General features: G+C 63.7%; 22 protein-coding genes. 9 read left to right on the forward strand and 13 right to left on the reverse strand.

Features of this window, described 5'->3' with window-relative positions:
- Nucleotides 1-7 precede the first annotated feature (7 nt).
- Nucleotides 8-352, forward strand: coding sequence for a hypothetical protein (locus C453_RS17310; RefSeq protein ID WP_008326522.1), 345 nt, complete (start codon nucleotides 8-10; stop codon nucleotides 350-352).
- A gap of 13 nt (nucleotides 353-365) precedes the next feature.
- Here C453_RS17310 and C453_RS20485 read toward each other — a convergent pair whose 3' ends face one another.
- The 7 genes from C453_RS20485 to C453_RS17340 form a co-directional block, all read right to left on the reverse strand.
- Complete coding sequence (locus C453_RS20485; protein WP_008326524.1) at nucleotides 366-527, reverse strand: hypothetical protein; 162 nt, start codon at nucleotides 525-527, stop codon at nucleotides 366-368.
- A gap of 93 nt (nucleotides 528-620) precedes the next feature.
- Nucleotides 621-1,100 carry a cupin domain-containing protein gene (locus C453_RS17315; protein WP_008326528.1) on the reverse strand — a complete coding sequence of 160 codons (480 nt, stop codon included), beginning with the start codon at nucleotides 1,098-1,100 and terminating at the stop codon, nucleotides 621-623.
- Nucleotides 1,101-1,231: 131 nt separating this feature from the next.
- A complete protein-coding gene (locus C453_RS17320) occupies nucleotides 1,232-1,615 on the reverse strand; it encodes a DUF5811 family protein (RefSeq protein ID WP_007541821.1) in 384 nt (127 codons plus the stop codon).
- Between the two features lie 67 nt (nucleotides 1,616-1,682).
- Complete coding sequence (locus tag C453_RS17325) at nucleotides 1,683-2,612, reverse strand: sensor histidine kinase (protein ID WP_008326530.1); 930 nt, start codon at nucleotides 2,610-2,612, stop codon at nucleotides 1,683-1,685.
- Between the two features lie 82 nt (nucleotides 2,613-2,694).
- Nucleotides 2,695-3,168 (reverse strand): pyruvoyl-dependent arginine decarboxylase, encoded by a 474-nt coding sequence (locus C453_RS17330; protein WP_008326549.1) that lies wholly within the window; start codon nucleotides 3,166-3,168, stop codon nucleotides 2,695-2,697.
- A 165-nt stretch (nucleotides 3,169-3,333) separates the two neighbouring features.
- Nucleotides 3,334-4,572: a proteasome-activating nucleotidase Pan2 gene (gene pan2 / locus C453_RS17335; RefSeq protein WP_008326551.1), complete on the reverse strand. Its 1,239-nt coding sequence runs from the start codon at nucleotides 4,570-4,572 to the stop codon at nucleotides 3,334-3,336.
- 294 nt (nucleotides 4,573-4,866) lie between these two features.
- Nucleotides 4,867-5,358, reverse strand: coding sequence for a deoxyuridine 5'-triphosphate nucleotidohydrolase (locus tag C453_RS17340; RefSeq protein ID WP_275039782.1), 492 nt, complete (start codon nucleotides 5,356-5,358; stop codon nucleotides 4,867-4,869).
- A 231-nt stretch (nucleotides 5,359-5,589) separates the two neighbouring features.
- Here C453_RS17340 and C453_RS17345 point away from each other — a divergent pair, with 231 nt between their 5' ends.
- The 8 genes from C453_RS17345 (at nucleotide 5,590) to C453_RS17380 (ending at nucleotide 14,168) form a co-directional block, all read left to right on the forward strand.
- Entirely contained in the window at nucleotides 5,590-7,557 is a 1,968-nt protein-coding gene (locus C453_RS17345) for an aconitate hydratase (protein ID WP_008326555.1), read from the forward strand.
- 120 nt (nucleotides 7,558-7,677) lie between these two features.
- Complete coding sequence (gene rimI, locus C453_RS17350) at nucleotides 7,678-8,166, forward strand: ribosomal protein S18-alanine N-acetyltransferase (RefSeq protein ID WP_008326556.1); 489 nt, start codon at nucleotides 7,678-7,680, stop codon at nucleotides 8,164-8,166.
- Nucleotides 8,167-8,241: 75 nt separating this feature from the next.
- A complete protein-coding gene (locus tag C453_RS17355) occupies nucleotides 8,242-11,472 on the forward strand; it encodes a GAF domain-containing protein (protein WP_008326557.1) in 3,231 nt (1,076 codons plus the stop codon).
- 183 nt (nucleotides 11,473-11,655) lie between these two features.
- On the forward strand, nucleotides 11,656-12,042 hold the full coding sequence (locus C453_RS17360) for a HalOD1 output domain-containing protein (RefSeq protein ID WP_008326558.1): 387 nt from the start codon (nucleotides 11,656-11,658) through the stop codon (nucleotides 12,040-12,042).
- A gap of 164 nt (nucleotides 12,043-12,206) precedes the next feature.
- Nucleotides 12,207-12,734, forward strand: a complete 528-nt coding sequence (locus tag C453_RS17365) for a DUF5810 domain-containing protein (protein ID WP_008326571.1) — start codon at nucleotides 12,207-12,209, stop codon at nucleotides 12,732-12,734.
- Between the two features lie 24 nt (nucleotides 12,735-12,758).
- Entirely contained in the window at nucleotides 12,759-13,199 is a 441-nt protein-coding gene (locus C453_RS17370) for a DUF5809 family protein (protein ID WP_008326572.1), read from the forward strand.
- Between the two features lie 45 nt (nucleotides 13,200-13,244).
- Complete coding sequence (locus tag C453_RS17375; RefSeq protein ID WP_008326573.1) at nucleotides 13,245-13,838, forward strand: NUDIX hydrolase; 594 nt, start codon at nucleotides 13,245-13,247, stop codon at nucleotides 13,836-13,838.
- Nucleotides 13,839-13,841: 3 nt separating this feature from the next.
- Nucleotides 13,842-14,168: a rhodanese-like domain-containing protein gene (locus C453_RS17380; protein ID WP_008326574.1), complete on the forward strand. Its 327-nt coding sequence runs from the start codon at nucleotides 13,842-13,844 to the stop codon at nucleotides 14,166-14,168.
- Nucleotides 14,169-14,282: 114 nt separating this feature from the next.
- Here the strand turns inward: C453_RS17380 and yciH are convergent, their stop codons facing one another.
- From yciH to C453_RS17410, 6 genes are all read right to left on the reverse strand, one after another.
- A complete protein-coding gene (gene yciH / locus C453_RS17385) occupies nucleotides 14,283-14,576 on the reverse strand; it encodes a stress response translation initiation inhibitor YciH (RefSeq protein WP_007541796.1) in 294 nt (97 codons plus the stop codon).
- A gap of 66 nt (nucleotides 14,577-14,642) precedes the next feature.
- Nucleotides 14,643-15,710, reverse strand: coding sequence for a hypothetical protein (locus C453_RS17390; protein ID WP_049907850.1), 1,068 nt, complete (start codon nucleotides 15,708-15,710; stop codon nucleotides 14,643-14,645).
- A 147-nt stretch (nucleotides 15,711-15,857) separates the two neighbouring features.
- Nucleotides 15,858-17,090: a helix-turn-helix transcriptional regulator gene (locus tag C453_RS17395; protein ID WP_008326576.1), complete on the reverse strand. Its 1,233-nt coding sequence runs from the start codon at nucleotides 17,088-17,090 to the stop codon at nucleotides 15,858-15,860.
- 40 nt (nucleotides 17,091-17,130) lie between these two features.
- Nucleotides 17,131-19,410: a transglutaminase TgpA family protein gene (locus tag C453_RS17400; RefSeq protein ID WP_008326578.1), complete on the reverse strand. Its 2,280-nt coding sequence runs from the start codon at nucleotides 19,408-19,410 to the stop codon at nucleotides 17,131-17,133.
- Nucleotides 19,407-20,426: a DUF58 domain-containing protein gene (locus C453_RS17405; protein ID WP_008326580.1), complete on the reverse strand. Its 1,020-nt coding sequence runs from the start codon at nucleotides 20,424-20,426 to the stop codon at nucleotides 19,407-19,409. Before C453_RS17405 ends, C453_RS17400 begins: the two co-directional genes overlap by 4 nt.
- Nucleotides 20,423-21,379 carry an AAA family ATPase gene (locus C453_RS17410; protein ID WP_008326582.1) on the reverse strand — a complete coding sequence of 319 codons (957 nt, stop codon included), beginning with the start codon at nucleotides 21,377-21,379 and terminating at the stop codon, nucleotides 20,423-20,425. The genes C453_RS17405 and C453_RS17410 overlap by 4 nt, the downstream gene beginning before the upstream one ends.
- Between the last annotated feature and the right edge of the window lie 30 nt (nucleotides 21,380-21,409).

A 21,409-nucleotide genomic window follows, 5' to 3' on the forward strand; every position in this document is an offset into this window, starting at 1 on the left:
TAGAATCATGCGCAAACGAACATCCCATAGCGACAGCATCGTCTCAGAGACACGCTACGACGTCATCCTCGCGGCGCTCCCGGTTCCGCTCTTCGTGGGAGTCACCGTGGGGGCATTGACCGGACAACCGCTCTCGTTGACGACCGGTGCCGGGGGGTTCGTCTCAGCGCTCGTCCTCGCCTATGGGCTGTTCGTCGCCGCACCGACTGACGCGGTGCGGTCGTCCACACCTGATGTCAGTCTCAACGCCAACAACATGAGTCTCGACGCCAACAACGTGGGCCTCGACGCGACACACGAGTCGGACAGAGACGAACCCACGACGACGGGGCGTCGATACCGCGGTATCTAACCGCCTGTGTTCCTCACGGTCGGTTCCACTCCCAAATCCAGTAGGCCGCGCCGAACAACATCAACCCCACACCGAATGCCGACGACGCGGGTTCGGGGATAATGACCAGAACCAACCCGATGAAAATAATCGCTGTCGGCCCAATCTCGTCTGCGTATTGCTTGAGTGGGTCCATACGTCACCTACGCGCTTCGGGGTGAAGTGAGTTGTTGCGATTCCGATGGGATGGTAAAAAGGAGAACGCCAGAAATCGTGTCTTCCGTCCGGGTTAGGCCGGAAGCGGCCCGAGGAACTCGAAGCCGTACTGCTCGCCGATTGCAAACAGTTCCTGCAGTTGCTCGTCGGTCACCTCCTGCGGTTCGGGAAGCGTGCGACCATCGGCCGGGACGCCAGCCTCGACGAAGAACGCTTCCGACCCACCGGGTGACATGACTGCGATGACGCGGCATACCTCGTCGGTTTCGTTGGCGAATCCGTGTGGGACTTCACTGCCGACGTAGCCGCTCATCCCCGGCGAGAGCGTCTGGTCGACGCCGTCTACATGAAGTCGTGCTTCGCCCTCGATGACATGGAATACTTCAGACGGCGCGTGTGTGTGCAGACCGTTCTCGAACCGCGGCGGAACGAGCATGTCGAGAACTGTGTACTCCCCGTCTGTGTCGTCGCTTCCCGCGGTGACGCTAATGAGTGCGCCGAGAACCTGCAGATGCTGTGCGTTCGAAAACTCCCTCGTCGCGTGCTGTGACATTACACTACTCCGGGCGGAGAGACGGCTGCTGAGGATATAATCACGTATTGCGCGGGTACGGTATGTCCGGCAGAACGGACGCTCACGAGGCGAGGGTCGTCGGTAGCAAAAAGAGGAGAGTGCGAGCGAACTTATCGAGCCGCCGGGGTCATGTCGTCGCCGACGGCGCTCATCACCTGAAAGGCGGCGCTCGCGGCGAGGCCACGGGCGACCTCGTCGCGGTCTTCGTCGGTGAGACCGGTGTCGAGGTCCTCAGTGTCGGGAGAGAAGCCAGCGCTGACCGGGTGGCCGATAGGTGGGTGGACGGCCACCGTCGCCATCGGACCCCCGGTGGTCGTCGAGAGTTCGGACCCGACGGCGAACCCCTCGGGGAGATACGACTCGGTACGTGAGACGATGCCGGCGACAGCCCGCCGGAGCGAATCCATCTGCTCCGGGGTCAGCTCGACAGCATCAGACGTCCGGCCGGCACCAGGGACGCCGGGAGCGCCCGCATATGGGTTGTTCCCGTTCATCAGTCGTCATGGCTACGGGGAGGACGTGTAAAAACCCGTCGTCATCCGTGAGTCAGGGTACCACTGGTCAAAGAGACCACGCAGCCGTTATCGTCCCGAGTCCCACAGCCGACTCGTCAGTCGTTGTCGGGAGGTGAATCGAGACAATAGTCCCGTGCGGTGAGCGCGTCTCGACGTCAAGCGACCCGCCAGAGGCCTCGACGGCGGCCCAGACGAGCCACAGTCCGATTCCAGTCGTATGCGTTAGCTGCGTCTCTGTCCCGTTGATGATGGCGTCGCGCTCGATTTTCGGGATTCCGGGACCGTCGTCGGCGACGGCAACACAGACCTCTTCGCCGGTTCGCGTGACTGAAATCTCGATGGTCGGTTCGTCGTCGCTGTGGACCGCAGCGTTGTCGAGAAGTTCGGCGATTCCCCGCGGCAATGCCGGGTGTGCTTCCACGACGACCGCTGGTGGGATATCAACGGATACCGCTGCGTCTGGATGTTCGAGCTTCGTGTCTTCGACCGCGTCGGTGACGGCGCGAACAAGGTCGATTTCGACCTCGACTCCCTCCGCTTTTTCGACCGACCGAAGCAGCGAGACTTCGTTGCTCACATCGACTAATCGTTGTGCGCGCGCCTGAATCGACGCCACGGCGTCGATGTCGTCGGGGACGTCCGAGCGTGCTTCGACGAGTTCCGTGTATCCCAAAATCGCTGTGCAGGCGTTTCGGATATCGTGGCGGAGGACTCGGTGCAGGACGCTCGTCTGCGTCAGCGTCGTTTCGAGGCGGGCGGTCGTCTCGGCGAGTTCGGTGTGACTGCGATTGACGAGAACGTACACGAGACCAGCAGAGAGTACGACAAACAGCAACCCCTTCGAGGTCTGGAGGAGCGCGTGGTTCGGCATGTGCTCGACGAAGTAGTCGCTCACGAGGACCCAAACGAACCCGAAGACAGCGTAGACCGCCGCGATTCGCCCGGGTGAGTAGTCGAACGCGTCCTCCCCCTTCATCAGCAGTGGATTGTCACCACCCCTGATTAGTGCGTCGGTCACACGTCCGACAGGAAACGAGCGTCTCAGCGGTGACGACGACTCAGAAAATAGATTCGCTATCGCCGTACGCCGCAACCGTGACGACGGTCGTGTAGCCGTCACCCTCGTGTTCTGCCGCGGTAAGCGCGACCTGTTCGTCGTCGAACTCCCACTCTCGGAGCCCGCGACCGGCGTCGAGACCGTCGATGACTGCTGTGTGAACGGCGTCTTCGTCGGTTCCCGAGGCCTCGTAGAACAGACCAGGGCCGGGTCCAGTCGCCCACCCAAGGCCGGCGACGACCGTCTCACCGGGCGTGGACGTCGTCTCGCGGGCTTCGACGACCGTCAGGCGGGTGCCTGCCGGGCCGAGGTCGGGCGCGACATCGACTTCCTCGACCGTCGCGTCCGCGGGAACGACAGACGAGACAGCGACGAGGTTGTAGTTGTGGATGTTGGCGGCGGCGAGGGCGGCGTCGTAGGACGCCATCTCCGTCGGGGCCGTACCGACCCCGCGGACGACGCGGATGATGCTCATGTCTGAACGAACGCGCCAGCTAAAAAGGGGGTTACGGATGAGAACGGACAAATCGGAAGTAAAGCCGGGGGAGTCTCAATACAGAGTGCTGAAATCGGAGACGGCTCCGTAGTTCGGCCCCGAGTTAGTGCCGACTCCGTATCAGACGCCCCAGTTCGGGTCTGCTCAGTACTGGTAGTCGGTGAATCCGGAGATGGGGCCGGTGCCGGACTCTTCGACCTCTTCGAGTTTCTCGTGGGCCGCGTGGAAGTCGGCTTCTGTCACTTCGGTACGCTCGTCGCGGATAGCGAACATGCCCGCCTCGGTGGCGAGCGAGGCGACGTCGGCACCGGAGTAGTCGTCCAGTTCCTCGGCGAGCGCGTCGAAGTCCACGCCGTCGGCGACGTTCATGTCGCGGGTGTGGATGTCGAGGATGCGACGGCGACCTTCGACGTCGGGCTTGGGAACCTCGATGAGGCGGTCGAAGCGACCGGGACGGAGAATCGCTTCGTCAAGCATGTCGAAGCGGTTGGTCGCCGCGATGATGCGAATCTCGCCGCGGTCGTCGAAGCCGTCCATCTCCGAGAGCAGTTGCATCATGGTCCGCTGGACCTCGGCGTCACCGGAGGTCTTCGAGTCGGTACGCTTGGAGGCAACCGCGTCGATTTCGTCGATGAAGATGATTACTGGTTCGCGCTCGGCGGCGAGTTTGAACAGGTCGCGGACAAGGCGCGCACCCTCGCCGATGAACTTCTGGACGAGTTCGGACCCGGCCATCTTGATGAACGAGGCGTTGGTCTCGTTGGCGACGGCCTTCGCGAGCATCGTCTTCCCGGTACCCGGCGGGCCATAGAGGAGGACGCCAGACGGTGGGTCGATGCCGACCTTCTCGAACATCTCGGGGTTTTCGAGGGGTTGTTCGACCGCCTCGCGAACCTCCCGGACCTGCTCGTCGATGCCGCCGATGTCGTCGTAGCAGACGGTCGGCGAATCGACAACTTCCATCGCCTGCGCGCGGGCGTCCGTCTCGTCGTCCAGAATGGTCTGGATGGCAAACGAGTCGTTGATGGCGACGCGGTCGCCGGGTTCGAGGTCCTCGTACGTGAGGTTCGGCGCGAGGTCGGTCAGCACCTCCTGATTGTTGCCGTGCTGTTTGATGACGACGCCGTCGTCGGTCACCTCTTCGACCGTGGCGATGTAGTACGACGCGGTCTTCAGCGCGTCGTTACGCGCTTTTATCTGTTCGACTTCGTCGACCAACTCGGCCCGCTTCTCGTCTACCGCCTGAAGGCGCTCGTCGAGTTCGCGGTTGACCTCGACCATCCGTTCGAAATGCTGTCGGAGTGCAGAGAGACGCTCTGCTTCCGACATGTCGGGGTCCAGATCGAGATGAGGACGTTCTGGGAGAGATGGACTCCGTGACATCGGTTAGTGGGGGAAATTAGGCTCGTGCGTAAATGTGCCTTTGGGTCGGAGAACACGTGTTTGGAAATTTGGGCGAGCCTCGCCAGTGGGCGAGCACTGAAACAGGGAGGAAAACGCGGAGGCGGGTAGTCCACAGGTCGCCCCTCGCTCGGCCCGGACGTCTCCCCTCCGCACTGGTACATACGTGGCAAGCGAACTTGAAACGAGTTCGTCATTCTACGGAACGTCGGGGAAACGAGACGGTCGGTCTGACGCACCTGATAGACGGTCGAAAGTACCGAATCGTGTCAAGTGCTACTCGGTTCGCTCGCCCTGATAACTCCCGTCGTAGGTGTCGTCGTGGGTCGCCTCGGCCAGGACGATTTGAGCGACGCGCGCGCCGCGTTCGAGTTCGATCGGGTGGTGGACCTGTAGCAGCCCCTCACCCTTCCCTTCGTATCCGGCGTCCCAGACGGCCGTGTTCAGCATACAGGAGTTCCGCATCAGCGACGACCGGGGGTAGATGTAACCGACGTGGCCCTCGGGGATGTGGACCGTCTCGGCGTACTGAAGGACGTAGCCACCCGGTTCGAGGTGGTAGGTCTCTGTCACGGGGTCGCTGACGTCGAGCGCGCGACGCTCGCCGATGGTCTTTCCCTCGCGGCCGATACGCCCGGATTCGACCTGTTCGAGAATGGCGTCGAGTGTCAAATCGACGCCGTTCGGTTGGACCTGGTCCTCGGAGACGGGCGTGATGTGCTGTGCGACGAATGAACCGGCGCGGTACATACTCGAATGCGAGTCCACGGCGTCTAAAACGATGCCGAACTTCGGTGACCCAGTCGAGACGGCTCCTCAGGTCGTGATGGAGGTGGAACCTGCCACCACCACCTGTCTGATGACAAGTGGCATGGGGCAACCACCAAGGAGTTTAATCGTCCTTAGACGGTAGAAACCGTCAGACTGCGGTATCCTTCACGTTCGAAGATAGGGAAGTACGCGGGATTTATATTCGAGGCCCATCGACATTCGCCTGTTATGGGACAGACGCTCACTGAACAGATTCTATCGGACCATCTCGTCGAGGGTGACCTCACCCCCGGAGAGGAGATTGGAATCGAAATCGACCAGGTTCTGATGCAGGACACGACTGGGACCATGGTCTGGCTGCAGTTCGAGGCACTCGACCTCGACGAGGCACAGACCGAACTCGCCGCCCAGTACTGTGACCACCAGACCTACCAGTTCGACTTCAAGAACACGGACGACCACCGCTTCCTCCGTTCTGCGGCCGGGACATACGGTGCCCACTTCTCCCGACCCGGTAACGGTATTTGCCACAACGTCCACAAGGAGAACTTCGCCGCACCCGGCAAGACGCTCCTCGGCTCCGACTCGCACACGCCGACGCCCGGTGGCCTCGGTCAGCTCGCCATCGGTGCTGGTGGCCTCGACATCGCCGTCGCCATGGGTGGCGGCGCGTACTACGTCGAGATGCCGGAAGTCGTCAACGTCCGCCTCGAAGGCGAGCTTCCCGAGTGGTCCTCCGCGAAGGACGTCATCCTCGAGATGCTCCGCCGCGAGACCGTCAAGGGCGGCGTCGGCAAGGTGTTCGAGTACACCGGCCCCGGTGCTGAATCGCTCTCCGTGCCCGAGCGAACGACCATCACCAACATGGGGACGGAACTCGGTGCGACCTCGTCCATCTTCGAGACGGACGAGAAGACCAAAGACTACCTCGAACGACAGGGTCGCGGCGACGAGTACGTCGAACTGACGGCCGACGACGACGCGGAATACGCCGACGAAATCGTCATCGACCTCTCGGACCTCGAACCGCTCATCGCCTGCCCGTCGATGCCGGACAAGGTCGTTCCCGTCCGCGAAGTCGCTGGCAAGAAGGTCGAGCAGGTCCTCGTCGGTTCCTGTACGAACGGTGGCTACGAGGACATCCTCCCGGCCGCGAAGATGTTCGAGGGCCGCGAAGTCGCAAAGCACCTCGAAATGATTGTCGCGCCCGGTTCGAAGCAGGCCGGTGAGATTCTGGCCCGCGAAGGCTGGACGGCCGAGATGATGGCCGCCGGTGTCAACGTCTCCGAGGCGACCTGTGGTCCGTGTATCGGTATCGGCCACGTGCCTGCCTCCGACTCTATCTCTCTGCGTACCTTCAACCGCAACTTCGAGGGTCGCTCCGGTATCGAGGACGACAACGTCTACCTCTGCTCGCCGCAGGTCGCTGCCGCCGCAGCACTCAAGGGCGAAATCATCGACCCACGCGACCTCGCCGACGAACTCGGCGACCTCGAGTCGCCCGGTGTCGAACTCCCCGACAAGTACGACGGCTCCAAGACGGACCTCATCTACGCGGAAGACGCCATCGACGACGAACTCATCAAGGGCCCGAACATCGGCGAAGTCCCACTTCAGGACCCGCTCGGTGCCGACATCTCCGGTGAGACGCTCCTGAAGATGGAGGACAACATCACGACGGACCACATCATTCCGGCGACGTCCGACATCCTCAAGTTCCGCTCGAACATCGAGCGCCTCTCGGACTTCACGCTCTCGCGTGTCGACGAGACGTTCGCCCAGCGCGCCAAGGAAGCCGGTTCCGGTGTCCTCGTCGCTGGCGAGAACTACGGTCAGGGTTCCTCGCGTGAGCACGCCGCGATGTGTCCGATGTACCTCGGCATCGAGGCCGTTCTCGCGCAGTCGTTCGCTCGCATCCACAAGGCGAACCTGTTCAACTTCGGTATCGTCCCCCTCGCCATCGACGAGGAGACCTACGCGAAGATCGAACAGGGCGACGACGTCGAAATCGTCGACGACGTGGCTGCCGCAGTCGAATCCGGTCAGGAAGAGTTCACCATCCGCGTGAACGACGACTGGGAAGCGACGGCGGAACTCAACGCATCCGAACGCGAGCGCAACATCCTCGCGGCCGGTGGCAAGCTGACCCTCACGAAGCAGCAGGCCGAAGGCGGCGCTGCCCCCGCGGACGACTAACGCCACACCCAACACTTCTCACATTTTTCGACCGCCGAGCGACAACGTCGTCGCCGAGGCGCCCCCGTGTCTCGGAGTCGAGCCCGCGTGTTTTTGCATGCCCACCACGTAGCGGCGCGCGTGACGGGTTTCGACGACGCTCGCCCCGACGACGTGGTCGTCCGGCGGGCCGACCGCGCCGACTTACTCGACGTGCTCCGTATCGAGCGCACGTGTTTCGACGAGCCGTGGCCGTACTCGGCGTTCGAACTGTTCGTCGACGAACCCGCATTTCTCGTTGCCGCCCGCGGCAACGACATCCTCGGTTACGTCGTCGCCGACGTGATGCCGAATCACGGCAACGACATCGGCCACGTCAAGGATCTCGCGGTTCGACCCGAGGCCCGCGGACGGGGGCTCGGACGGCACCTGCTGGTCAGTGCGTTGACGAGGCTCGTGATGGCGGGTGCGACCGTCGTCAAACTCGAAGTCCGCGTCTCGAACGACCCGGCGCTCGACCTCTACCGAAGCGTCGGCTTTCAGGCCGCACGACGGAATCCCGGCTACTACTCGAACGGCGAAGACGCCTACATCATGGTCCTCGACCTCGACGAGTGGAAGAGTAGGTGACAGTATTGTAATCTGTTCCATGGTAGTCCTTAACATAGATTGCCCCGTACATCGACTGTGTCACCGTCCGCAACTGTGCTCTGTGTCAGCGACGACAGCGAGTTCGTCCAAACGCTCGAATCGTCGCTCCGGACTCGCATCGAGGACATCTCGGTACGTCACATCACAGACACCAGCGCGGCGCGCACGGAGTTTTTCGCTAGCCAAAACGACATCTACTGCGTCGTCTTGACGACCCCGCTCGCGAGCGGCGGTGGCCTCCAACTTCTGCACGACATTCGCCGCCACGACCGTGGTATCCCGGTTATGATCGCGAGCGACGACCAGGACCACGTGTCCGACGCCATCGACGCGGGTGCAACCGATTACGTCCATCGGTCCGATGACCCGGAGACGATGGCGTGGCTCGGGTTCCGCGTCGAACAGGCAATCGCCGACTACCGCGTCGAACGGTCGAATCGGACTCGCCTCACCCAACAGCAGGTCGTCTCCGAAGTGGGCGCGCTCGCGCTCACGACACTGGACCTCGACGGCGTGTTCGAACTCCTCGTGAATCGTGTCGGCGAAGTGCTCGGCGCGGAGTCCGTGCTGGTACTCGAACACGTCGAAGAGCAACAGCAGTTCAGTGTCGCTGCGGCGTCAGGGACAGGCACGGAACCCGTCGAGACGGTCCTCGACGACACCGGTGGAACGCTTGTCTCGGAGACGTTCCGCCGCGGTCGGTCAGTCGTCGTCGATAGCTTCGCCTCGGACGAGCGATTCGACCCGATTGAGGGCGTCGTTCCGCGTGGTGTCAAAAGTGGGATGAGTGTCCCAATTGGCGTCGATGCGGACCGGTGGGGAGTCCTGTGTGCCCACGCGACCGCCCCCGGGCAGTTCTCCGACGACGACATCCACTTCTTGGAAAACATCGCAGCCATCGTCGGGGCTGCAATCGACCGCCACGAACTCAAAAACGCCCTGACGGAAGTACTAGACCGCGTCGGCGAAGGGGTTATCGCGTTCGACACGGACTGGCGGTTGACGTACGTCAACGCACGGGCCAAAGACGTGATGGACGAACCGGCGATGGACCTCATCGGCCGACACCTTCGAGACCTCGTCCCGGAGTCCTCGTCGTTCCAACCGGAGTTCGAGGCGGCGATGCAGACACAGGAGCCGAGGGAGTTCGAGGCGTACTCCGAAAACACGGATACCTGGTACGCAGTCAGAGCCTATCCATCCGAGACGGGGCTGTCGGTGTACTTCACCGTCATCACCGAACAACGAGAGCGGAAAGCGAAGGTCGAACAGTACGCTCGCATGCTCGAAACCGTCGGCGACGCGGTGTACGCCTTAGACGACGACGGCCGGTTTACGGCCGTCAATCCAGCGTTCGAGCGTCTCACGGGCCGCACGAGAGAGGACATCATCGGGGTATCAGCCAGTCAACTCGCCGACGAACTCGGCTTGACAGAGCGAGAAGCGGTCGGCTTCGCTTCGTCGTCCGGTGAGACGGTCGAGTTCGAACTGCCAGCGCAGAACGACTCGACCGTCCGCGTCGAAGACCACCGGACACCGCTCGTCGTCGACGGCACAGCGATTGGCTCTGTCGGCGTCCTTCGTGACGTGACGGCTCGCTACCGCTACGAGCGACTGCTCGCAACGTTACACGAGCGGACACGAGAGATGATGACCGCGCCGGACCGCAATGCAGTTCTCGACGTAGCGGTCAGGGCCTGCGACGAAGTACTCGGCGACGCCCGAACCGAACTGTTCGTCTTCGACGACGAGCAAACGAAGCTCACGAGAGTCGGCGAAGCGGGGACGGGCCTCGGCGACAAACCACTCGGCAGCGGAATCACTGAAGGCAGCGTGTGGGATGCCTTTGTCGACGGTAACGTGCGCGTAGTCGAAGTGGCCCCCGACGGCGGGGTCGTCGACGGTGTCGAGCGTGTCATCGCAGCCCCGCTCGGCCGCCACGGAATTCTCGTCACTGGCCACCCGGGGACTGTCGCACCGACCGACGTGGACGTCGAACTCGTGAACTTACTCACGGCGACCGTCGAGGAGTTGCTCGAACGAATTCGGGCAGAAGAGAAGTTGCGTGAGCGCGACCAGCGACTCGCCGAACAGAACGAGACGCTCAGAGAACTCGACCATAAAAACACGACCATTCGAAACATCAATCAGTCGCTCATCAAGGCACCCACCCGTCGTGACGCGCTGGCCGCAGTCGGCGAACACCTCGCGCGCGCCGACCAGTACGCGGTCGTCTGGCACCTCGAACCCCACGAGGTTGGTGAGCAGTTCGAACCACAACCCGACGTCGTCCACGGTGCCGACTCCGCCTACGCTGACAGACTCGGCGAGGTTGCGAACGCCGAACCGCTCTCTGGACTGCTCGAACGGGCGATAGAGACGAAGTCGATGCAGCGGATCGACGACGTCCTCGACGACGACGCCTGGGGGAGCCACCGCGGCGACGCACTCACCTACGGATTCCGCTCGCTCGCCGTCATTCCCGCCGTCGCGGACGAGCGAGTCGAGGCACTGTTCGTCGTCCACGGAACCACGACCGACGCGTTCGCCGACAGTGACCGACTCCTGCTCGAAGAGTTAGGAGACACTGTCGCCCACGCTGTCGCGTCCACGGGGCGTGCAGGAGCGATGTTGGCAGACCGTCGCGTCGAAGTGGAAGTCAAGCTCGGCAGTGACCGCCTGTCTCTCACCCGACTCGCAAACCGCATCGACTCCGGGGTCACACTCACGGGACTTCTCCCCCAATCAGACGGCTCGCTCGTCGCGTTCGTCACCGCCGACGCAGACCACGCGGGAATGGTCGCTGCCGGAACAGATGTCGCGACGAACGTTCGCTTGCTCTCTGCGGACGAAGACGGCGGCCTGTTCGAACTCCGTCTCCCGCGGGAAGCGCTCTTCGAGACCCTGTACGCGTCTGAGGCGGAGCTACGAGAACTCCGGTCAGACGGCACACAGACGACGGTGACCGTGGACGTACCGGAACGGATTCACGTTCGGTCGTTCGTCGAGGCGATAGCGGCCGACTATCCCGGAACCGCACTGCTGTCTCGGCGGACGAAGACGAAAGAAGCCGAGTCGCCGGCGACGTCCTCCACGATGATGCGCGACGAGTGGACCGACCGCCAGTACGAGGCGATTCGGGCGGCGTATCTCGCTGGGTTCTACGAATGGCCCCGACAGAGTACCGCAGAAGGGCTCGCCGAGACACTCGACATCAGCGCGCCGACCTTCCAGTACCACCTCCGCGCCGCAGAGCGAAAACTGGTCGACGAACTGTTCGACTGAGTGCACAGCGGGGCTCCCGTTCGCCACGTGCCACTCACATACCAGTATACCACGTAGTTCTCACCTTCGACTCTAGGTACCTAGAGTGCGACGTTCAACCAGTACTAGCCAGATAGCAACGAACCATATATCCTACACCTGTGTTGGGCTACCTGTCGGCGAGGCGCCGACGCGAATCGAACCATGGACGAGGCACGTGTGATACAGAACAGCGACGAGGGATGGAATACGGGCACAACTAACGAAGTCGTCGCACGGCACGACTGGAACGGGCAAGATACGCTAGCTGTAACTATCGTAACAGCCACAGCCGAAGCGACAGCCGTCGACGCACTCGACCTTCCACCACTCACGGACGTAGTGAACCCCGATGCTCTCGGCCGGCTTTTTCACTCGCCGGTCGTGGCATCGATGTCAGAGGCAGCAACTGACCGTGAGACGCAGATGTCAGAGGCAGCAACTGACCGTGAGACGCAGTCGCCATCACACGGACGCGTCCGGTTTCGGTACGCATCCTGTGACGTAACCGTCTGGGCCGACGGAACGGTTATCGTCACACCTGCAGCGTAGTATCGCCAATCGGTATCACCATCACCACCACAACCACACACTCCAACACTAACTCGCGGCCCGTCGGCAACCTGTGCGCCTACACCACGCACAATGGCCGCGACTCCCTTCTCACCCTGACGGACGACGACGCATTTTGGTACGTTCACGCACTACCGGTGAGCATGGGATATGCCTGTCCGGTCTGCGACGCGCCACAACGCGACGAGACACATCTCGCGAACCACCTCGCGTTACAGGCCATCGTCCACGGTGACGACCACGAGACGTGGCTCGACGAACACGAGCCCTCGTGGGCGTCGATGAACCCCGACACGCTCGGGCCACTTGTCGCCGACGAAGCCGAAGAACGCGAGTTCGACGAAGTGTTCGAAGATACCGTCGACCGCCGCGAGTCGAGACCGTCACCCTTCGACGACGGCCACGGTCACGAGCACATGGCCGGCCACGACCACGACCACACACACAGTCACGACCATGGCAGACAGCAGTTCGGCGGTGGTGGCGAGCCGAACCTCACGGGCGACGCGGCACGAATTTTCGAGGAGGCCAGAGCCATGACCGAAGAGATGCGCGCCGGTGAAGACGAAGGGGACGAAGCCGCAGCGTCTGGCGGCGACGACGCGACAGATTCCGCTGGCGACGAATCAGGCAGCGACGGCGACGACGCCCCCGACGAGAAAGAGTCGTAAGTCCGGCACCCAAACCAGAGGCTGATGGAGACCCACGGGACAATCTCCCCCGAGACACTGGACGAAGCCGAGCGCGAATTCGACCGCGTCGGCCCGACCGCACAAGTCGTCGTCAGAGAGACGGCGAAAGCGATGGACTTCGACCGCGAGGAGTACCGCGACCGCGTCACGGGAGACGTCATCGAGACGGTCCGAAACGCGCTCTTCGCCGAGTCCCTCGCGGTGCACGTCGGCTCGCGCGAAGCGTTCGACGACTGGTGTGCCGACAACGCGGCGTACGAGGTCGTCGAACTGGGCAACCCCGACGTCGACCGCGTCGCGTGGCACGCGATTCCGTTCGCCGAGCAGGTCGTCGCCACGACCTTCCAAGAAGAGCGCGACGCCGCCGTGAGCACGCTTCGGCGCAACGCCTTCGGTCGCGTCTACCGCGACGCGATTCTCGGCGAGGAATCGGCCGAGAACTGACAGCGTCCCGTCGGCTACAAGTCCATCGGCGACCCACGAAGACTAATGACCGACGACGGTTCCCAAGACAATCTGCACCCCGACGACGGCCGCCGCCACGAACCTCTCCCTGACCCCGAGTGGACGGTGTTAGAGTCGAAAACCGAGTACGAGACCGGCTGGTACACCGGCGGCTACGACCTCGTCGAACAGCCGAACGGAACGACGAAGCAGTACTACTGGGCGGAACTGGCGACTGCAGTCGTCGTCGTCGCAGTCGCGGACGACCAGGTCGTGTTCGTCGAGCAGTACCGCCCGACGATTCGACAGACGCAACTCGAACTTCCCGCCGGTATCGTCGAGAAAGGAGAATCCTTCAGCGACGCCGCCGTCCGCGAACTCCGTGAAGAGACCGGCTTCGCTGCCGACTCCGCCTCCGTCATCGGCGACGTGTGGTGTTCGACCGGCGTCCTTCGACACCGCCGTGGATTCGTCTTCGCCGAGGGACTCACCCCCGTCGAGCGCGACCTCGACGAAAACGAGTTCCTCTCGGTCCACGCCGTTCCAGTCGAGGAAGCCCTCGACCGCGCGCTCGAAGCCCCGACGAACGACGCGACCATGGAAGGAATCCTCCTCGCACGCGAAAAGGGGGTGCTGTAGGCGGTGGACAGCGAAATCTCACCCGAGAAGGTGGCCGAGCGCCTCGACAGCGACGACCCGCCGCTCGTCGTGGACGTGAGCACGCCGCCCGAGTTCGCACTGAAGCACATCCCCGGCAGCCTGAACGTCCCGCTTTCGGACCTCTACTCGCATCTCGACCGCCTCTCGGAGGCCGACCACATCGTCACGGTCTGCCCGCGAGGGGAAGCAAGCCTCCAAGCGGTCAGACTGCTGTCCGCCTACGAGGGGACGAACGACGCGACAATCGAGAGCATGGCCGGCGGGCTGGATGCGTGGGACGGCCCGCTCGAATCAGACGCAGACGACTAGCTGTCTCCACCACAGACCGGCGCAGACCGATACAGACCGATACAGACCGGCGCGGCCGCTCTTCGATGGTGACTTTCTGAAAAGTACTCGACGACGGGCGTGGTTAGAGTGCAGTCACGCGACGTTGAATCCCTTTCCGCGGAGGAAGTCCTCCACGCGGCCGCGGTGGTTGCCTTGGAGTTCGATGGAATCGTCTTCCACCGTCCCACCGCAGGCAAATTTCGACTTCAAGTCCGACGACAGGCTATCCATGTCGACGTCCTTGGGGTCGAATCCCTCGATGACTGTTACCTCTTTTCCGTAGCGACGCTCGTCGATGCGGATGACGATCTCCTGAGACTCTTTAGCGACGTCCTCACAGACGCAGAGCTCTTCAGGGAGCCCGCACGTCGAGCAGACTTCCGACATTACAGTGTGGAATTACAGGATGGGGATATTAAACAGTATCGGGAGCCACTGTCACGGTCGCAGAAATCAGGTGGCCGAACCGTCGTCGGTGGTCGTCTCAGTGTCGTCTGTCGTGGACTCATCTGACGAGTCGTCGCCAGTGGCCGAATCGCTCTCTTCGCTCGCCGACCCCTCGTCACTCGCCGACCCGCCAGTCTCTGGGTCTTTCGCCTGTTTGTCCTGTCCTGGCGGCGTATCTGGTGCGTTGTCCTGTCCGTTTCCAGAGCTCGAATTCGACTTCTCCCCTGCGTTTTCACCCTGTCCGGGGTTGTCGTCGCTGCTGGAGTTCTCGTCAGACGCACTCGCGCCGTTGCCAGCACCGTTTCCGTTGCCTGCATCGGAGCCGTTTCCGTTGCCGTTACCCCGCTCACGGTCGCCGTTCTTTCGGTTTTTCTCGGCTCGGTCGAGTCCCTTACCAGGAGTGTCGCCAGTGAGGTTGCGCGCGATTTCAGCCACTTCGGGACCGGTGAGTTCGCTGGCGTTGTCACGGAGTCTGTCGAGTTCCGTTTTGTTCACGCCCGTCTTCTGGAGGTCTTCCTCCGGAATCGTCGCCGCAGCGTCGGCCGTCTGATTCAGGATGGATTTCGCTTGCTCGATGTCGGCGACGACGCGGGTTATCTGCACGCGGTAGCGACCCTCTGGAATCGACCCGTTTTCGTGCCGCGCTTCGAGTCGGTCGCGGCGCTGTTCGAGTTCCGTCAGTCGCTCGCGGACCGTCTCGACCTGTTCGGCGACGACACCGGCTTTCGAAGCGTTCGAATTCGCGTTCGACAGTCGCGTCTCGAACGCCCGGCGCTCGATGACACCGTCTGTCTCGGAGCCCTGGACGCCGATGACGCCCGCGAGCCGTTGTCCCGGCGGGACGAACTCGCCGTCGTTCGTCTCGTTTGGTGCAGTCTCGGTGGCAGTTGCCGTCTCGTTACGTGTCGTCTCGTTACTCGGCCCGTCTTGGGCGGCCGGGGAAACAGCCTCGTCGGTCACGGCGGCACCGTTGGATGCGTGGCTCACGCTTGCATAAGACGCGAGCGCGAGCGGTGCGCTCGCGCTCACAATCAGCACCGCAGCAACGACGAGCACAGCAAATCGTCGGCTCATTACACCACCGTTCGTCCCACATTCTGATATAAACGGATGTTCGTCCGTGCGAATCAACGCGGTTCAACACCGATTCGACGCGTCGAGAAGATGCACCGCAGTCGGTCGGTTAGGGGCGATGAAACCGAGTAAATGGTCGTGATATTTTTAAGCGTCCTCGGGCTCGTCGTCCTCCGGCAGTCGGAGGACGTTCTCCCGACCGAGGCGGAACCCTTCGATAGTCCCTTCGTCGCGCATCCTGCGGACGACCTTGCTGGTCTTCGCGTCGGTCCACTCCAGCGCGCTCGCGACCTCCTGTTGTTTGATTCGGCCGCCACGAGACTCGATGAGTCGAAGGACGCGCTCTTCGTTGCTGAGCAGTTCCGAGGGAACGTCTTCGGTGTCGGCGTCGTCGGTCGCAGCCGCTTCCTCGGCCGTCTCCGCGTCGTCCGAAGTGACCTTGCCTGCCGATTCGCCCGGCGCAGTCTGCGACACGTCAGTTTCTGCATCCGTGTCGCGAGTGGCGGACGCTGCGACTGCCGCTTCGTCCCCACCGGCTTCATCGCGTGCGCCGCCACTGCCGAAGACGCCGCGCGACCGGAGATAGAACCCGGCACCGACGACGAGCACCCCGACGAGCGCGAGTGCCGCAAGTGCGCCCGTCGTCAGGAAGGGGTCGTCAGCGGTCGCAGGCGTCTGCGCCGCCGTCTGCGTCGCAGTCGGACTCGTCGCGGGTGCGCCGCCGCCGACTTCGAGGACGACACGCGGTTCGCCGGAGACGAATTCGGTGTCGGCACCACGCCAGATGACGGTGTTTTCACGCGTATCGTCGGCCGTCGGGGCGACCGTCGTCGGGCCGTACTCGTCGGGCCACGAGAGGATGAGCCGCGAGCCCGAATCGAGGAAGAAGCCCTCGATAGCGTCGCCGACGACGAGCGAGTCACCATCGACCGCCGCGAAGTTGGACCACTCGAACGAGTAGGTGACGACGCCAAAACTGTCCGGCAGCGACCGCGTCTCCGCGGCGACCGAGACGTTCGTCGCCGACATCTCGCGGCCGGTCGAGTTCGATGCCGCACTCACCGTGCCGTTGATTCGGTCGGAGAACGCCGAGGTGTAGTCCGTCGGGTTCGCACCGATATCGTCTTCGAGCGAGGCGAACGCGTCAGTCGTGTTCTGGTCGTCGAGGCGCGTCCAGTACTGAATCTCCCACCGTGCGTCGCCGTCTTCCGCTACCTCGACGACGATGCGAGTGCTATCGGGCTCGACGCCTTGCTGGACCAGCGGTTCGAGACCCGGCCCGGTGGCTGCGTCGTCGGGGGCTGCTATCGCGGGGGGGACAGCCGCGAAGACGCAGCACACGGCACACAGGAGTGCAACGACCGCCTGTCGTGTCGCCATTGAACCACAGTCTGAACACAGGGATGAAAAAGAACGAGGTTCAGGTCAGCACTCGTCTGACGACCGGCAGACGCGACCGAACCGCGGCGTCGGCGACCGACATCGCCTCGTCGGCGTCTGCTCGGGCGACGCCGTCGCCGTACTTGGCACGCTCGTAGAGCTGACCCACCTGTCGGGTGCGCTCGTCGAGGCCGACACGCGAGAGCGCATCGAGGTAGTGGCGAACCGTCTCGCCTTGGCGTCGCGGCCGGTACTCACGGCCAAGCACGTGTTCGAGGCGGTCGTAGGCGCGAAACACGTCTCTCGCCGGTGAGTCCGTCCGCCGCTGGTAGACGAGAAGCGCCGCGAGTCGGATGTGCGCTGGCGCGCGCGTCCGACGCGCCCCGGCGACGATGCCGACAGCAGCAGCGAGGCCGACGAGCATCGTCTCACGCGACGGGAGCGTCGGGACGAGTCCGTCTTCCGACTCCTCACCCGGTGGCGTCTCGACCGTCGGCGTAATACCGAGTCGCTCGCCGACACCCGGCGCAATCGAGTCAGTCGTCGTGTTGTTTGCGGTCGTCCCGGTTTCCGACTCAGGGGCGACCGGCGTAATCTCCTGTGAGCTGTTCGCCTGCAGTTCCGTCTCGTTAGTGTCGATTCCGGATTGTCCTTCTTCGCGAGCATCGGTGAGCGCCTGCGACTCGGCAGATTGGCGCGGCGCGGCGGGCGTGGGGTCGAAGCGGACCCAGCCAGTGTCTTCGAAGTACACCTCGACCCACGCGTGCGAGTCGAGGCCGCGAACGACGTACTCGTTGTCGCCGACGCGCTCGCCCGTCGTGTAGCCGGTGACGAATCGCGCTGGGACGCCCTCCGAGCGGAGGAGGACGACCATCGTCGACGCGTAGTAGGTGCAGTAGCCCGCGTCCATCTCGAACAGGAACGACTCGGCGATGTCACCCTCCGGCCGCGACACCTGCAACGAGTACCGCTTGTTCTCTTGTAACCACGTCTCGACCGCGACAGCCTTGTCGTACGGCGTCTCGGCTTCGGCCGTGATTTCGGCGGCACGCTCACGGACCCGGTCTGACGTACTGTCCGGCAGTCCGAGGTAGCGTTCGCGTATCTCGTCGGGGTAGTCGGTTCCCGTGCGACGCAGTGAGGCTGGCGTGTACTGCGGCACCTCGCTCGTCACAGTGTAGTTTTCGTCGGTGCCGACAGTCCGCGTCGGCCGGAAGTTCCCCTGTTGGGTGACGACCGTCTCCGACTCCACGTCACCGCTGACGGCGACCGGTCGCCACGCAGCAGGCATCGAGTCGAGTGGCGTCTCCGGGGTGACTGTCTGTTGGACGAGCCTCGATGGCCCCTCCGGACCGCTGAGTCGGCCGCCGGTGTACGGCTTCGTATCACCGGTTCTGACCCACCCGTCACCGGTATAGCGGTCGAACGAGGCAGTCTGCCAGTACGACGGGGCGGTACTCTCGACGTTAAACCGCACGTCCGGCGAGAGGCTGATGCTCCCGACGACGGAGATTCGGTCGGTCGCGCTCACTAGGTTGGCCTCGACAGTCGGTTGCTCTGCGACGCCGTGACTGGGGAGAATAGGCGACCCACCGGTTCCGGGGAGGACCGTGATAGTCGCCGAGAGGACAATCATCGAAGCGAGGGCGATGGCGAGCACGTCGAGTTGCCCGCCACCGACGCCGTAGCGGTCGAGACTGTCGAATCCGAGTGCGGCGATGCCCGCGGCGACGCCAGCGAGCGTGAGCGCCCCGCTCGCGTCACCGGTCAAGACGAACATCCCGAGTCCGCCGCCAGCGACGGCGACTGCCGGAGCAATCCGACCGCGGACGGCGAGATACCACGCGAGGAACGTCGGCGCAGGCGTCACGGCGAGCGCCCACACGTCGGCCGAGAGCAACCGCAGGACCGACAAGCCACTCAAGAGCGCGACGGAGTCGGCGACGAGTTGCTCCGGCGAGAGCAACGCGAGTTGGCTCTTCGGAAGAGCGAGAATGTACGCGAGGAAGCCGACACCGAGCAGGACCGCCGTGAGTCCGAACGCGGCCCGCGGGCGGAAGAGTCGGGCGACGGCAGTGGCAACAACCACCGTCACGCCCGCGATGAGGAGGAATTCGCTTCGCCCGCCGACGACGTCCGTCACCTCGTAGAGTACCGAGAGGAACGACCCCAACAGGACGAACGTGGCGGCCACTGCGAACATCGACACTGGGACGCCGAGGAGTGTCTGTTCTCCGGCCTCAGCCGTCGCCGAGTGAGCGCCGGGGCGACTCGGCGACGACTGGTTCGACCCTCGCCCAGTGCGTGTGTCGGTGCTCATGCTGTGGCCTCCCGACGAGCGTCGTCGTCGAGTTGCAGCGACGAGAGTATCTCGTCTGGCGCACCCGGTTCGGCGCGGAGTCGTTCGAACGTCGTCTCGTGTCCGCCGAAGACGATGTGCGTCTGGCCGACATCGCCGCGAACGACGACCCCAGCGTTCTCGTCTGGAACCGACCCGGCATCCATCTGCGCGAGGTGGGCGAAGACGTGGCGCTGGTCGCCGGGGGTGGCGTCGATGGTTCCGCCGGGCGACGTGAGGTGAATCGGCACGCCAGCGTCCAGAAGCGACCAGCAGAGCGAGGCGGTCGCTTCGGCCACGTCGTCGACGCGGCCTTCGATACTCCCGACCGAGACGGCGACTGCGTCGGGGTCGGCGTGGTCGGCGAACGCCTTCACCACGAGGTCGCCCGACCGAGCAGTCGATTTCCAGTGAACGTCCCGAAGCGAGTCACCGGGGACGTACGGCCGGAGGCGGTCGAACTCGCCGCGCTCGTCGCTCGCACCGAACTGCGAGAGCAACGAGAGGTCTCTGCGGGCCGTCGCGGACAGCGACCTGAGTCGCGGATAGACCAGTATCTCGGTCGTCCCGCCGACGGTGAACGTTCGGGTGAAAAATCCGAGAACGTCGGTCGCGACGATAGACGCCGGACCGATAGTCGCCAGCCCGCGAGACTGGTAGGTCACGTCGTACGAGATGGTCCCGTCGCCGACGAGCGACTGGGTTTTCGAGTCGCCGTCGAGACCGTCAGAGAGCGTGTCGGTCGTCGTCGCGGGGAACGGCCGATTCGACTCGATGTCGAGCGTGACTGTGTGGGTCTCGCCGGGGAACCCATCTTCCGGCGGTGAACGCACTGCTCGTGGCGGCGAAATACGCCACACCTGCACCGCGCCGACTGCGAGCGCGACGACGACGGGAACGACGACGGCGTCGAGCGCCCGCGGGCCGAATGCGATGGCATTTCCGACACCCAGTGCGACGACGACCAGCGCCGCCCAGCCTCGGAGTGTGGGTCTCATTCGACCGGGACGAAATCGAGTGCGCGTTCGACGACGTCTCGGCCGTCGTTGCTGCCGGTGGTTCGGATGCGGTGTGCCCAGACGCTCTGGGCCTCACGTTGCACGTCGTCGGGGACGACGTAGTCGCGGGCATCGAGCGCAGCGCGGGCCTGTGCGGCCCGAACGAGAGCAAGCGACCCTCTAGGGCTCACACCCAGATTCGCCCGGTCGCGGGTGTCGGCGGCGAGTCGCGAGACGTATCGGCGGACCGGTTCGCTCACCCGCACGCCCAAAATCGTCTCGCGGGCGGTGCGAACGTCGGCGGCCGTCGCGACAGGTTCGAGTGACTCGATGGGGTGGTGTCCGGCGAGTCGGCCGAGCAGTTCGGTCTCTTCGGCCTCGCTCGGATAGCCGAGATGGATTTTCTTCATAAAGCGGTCGAGTTCGGCCAGCGGGAGGTCGTAGGTTCGGTCGGGTTCGACGTCGTTCTGGGTCGCGATGACGGTAAAGGGGTCGGGAACCCGTCGTGTGACGCCATCGACGGTGACCTGCAACTCCTCCATGACTTCGAGGAGTGCGGCCTGCGTCTTCGGCGGAGCGCGATTGATTTCGTCGCCGAGGACGACGTTCCCGAAGACCGGCCCCTCGCGGAACTCGAACTCGTTCGTCTTCTGGTTGAAGACGTTCACGCCGGTCACGTCGGACGGCAAGAGGTCGGGCGTGAACTGGATACGTTCGAACGAGCCCTCGATAGACGTGGCGATAGCCCGGGCGAGCATCGTCTTGCCGACGCCGGGAACGTCCTCCAAGAGGAGGTGGCCCCGGGCGAACATCGTCACGACGATGTCTTCGATGGCATCGTGGTGGCCGACGATGACTCGTTCGACGTTCTCAGAGATACGCGCGGCGAGGTCGGATACCGCTTCGACCGACTGCTCGCGGTCGAAGTCGGCGTCTGCATGTACATCAGTCATTGATATGCGGGGTGTCCCGCCTGCCGCTCC

This window comes from Haloferax elongans ATCC BAA-1513 (assembly GCF_000336755.1).
Lineage (GTDB): Archaea > Halobacteriota > Halobacteria > Halobacteriales > Haloferacaceae > Haloferax > Haloferax elongans.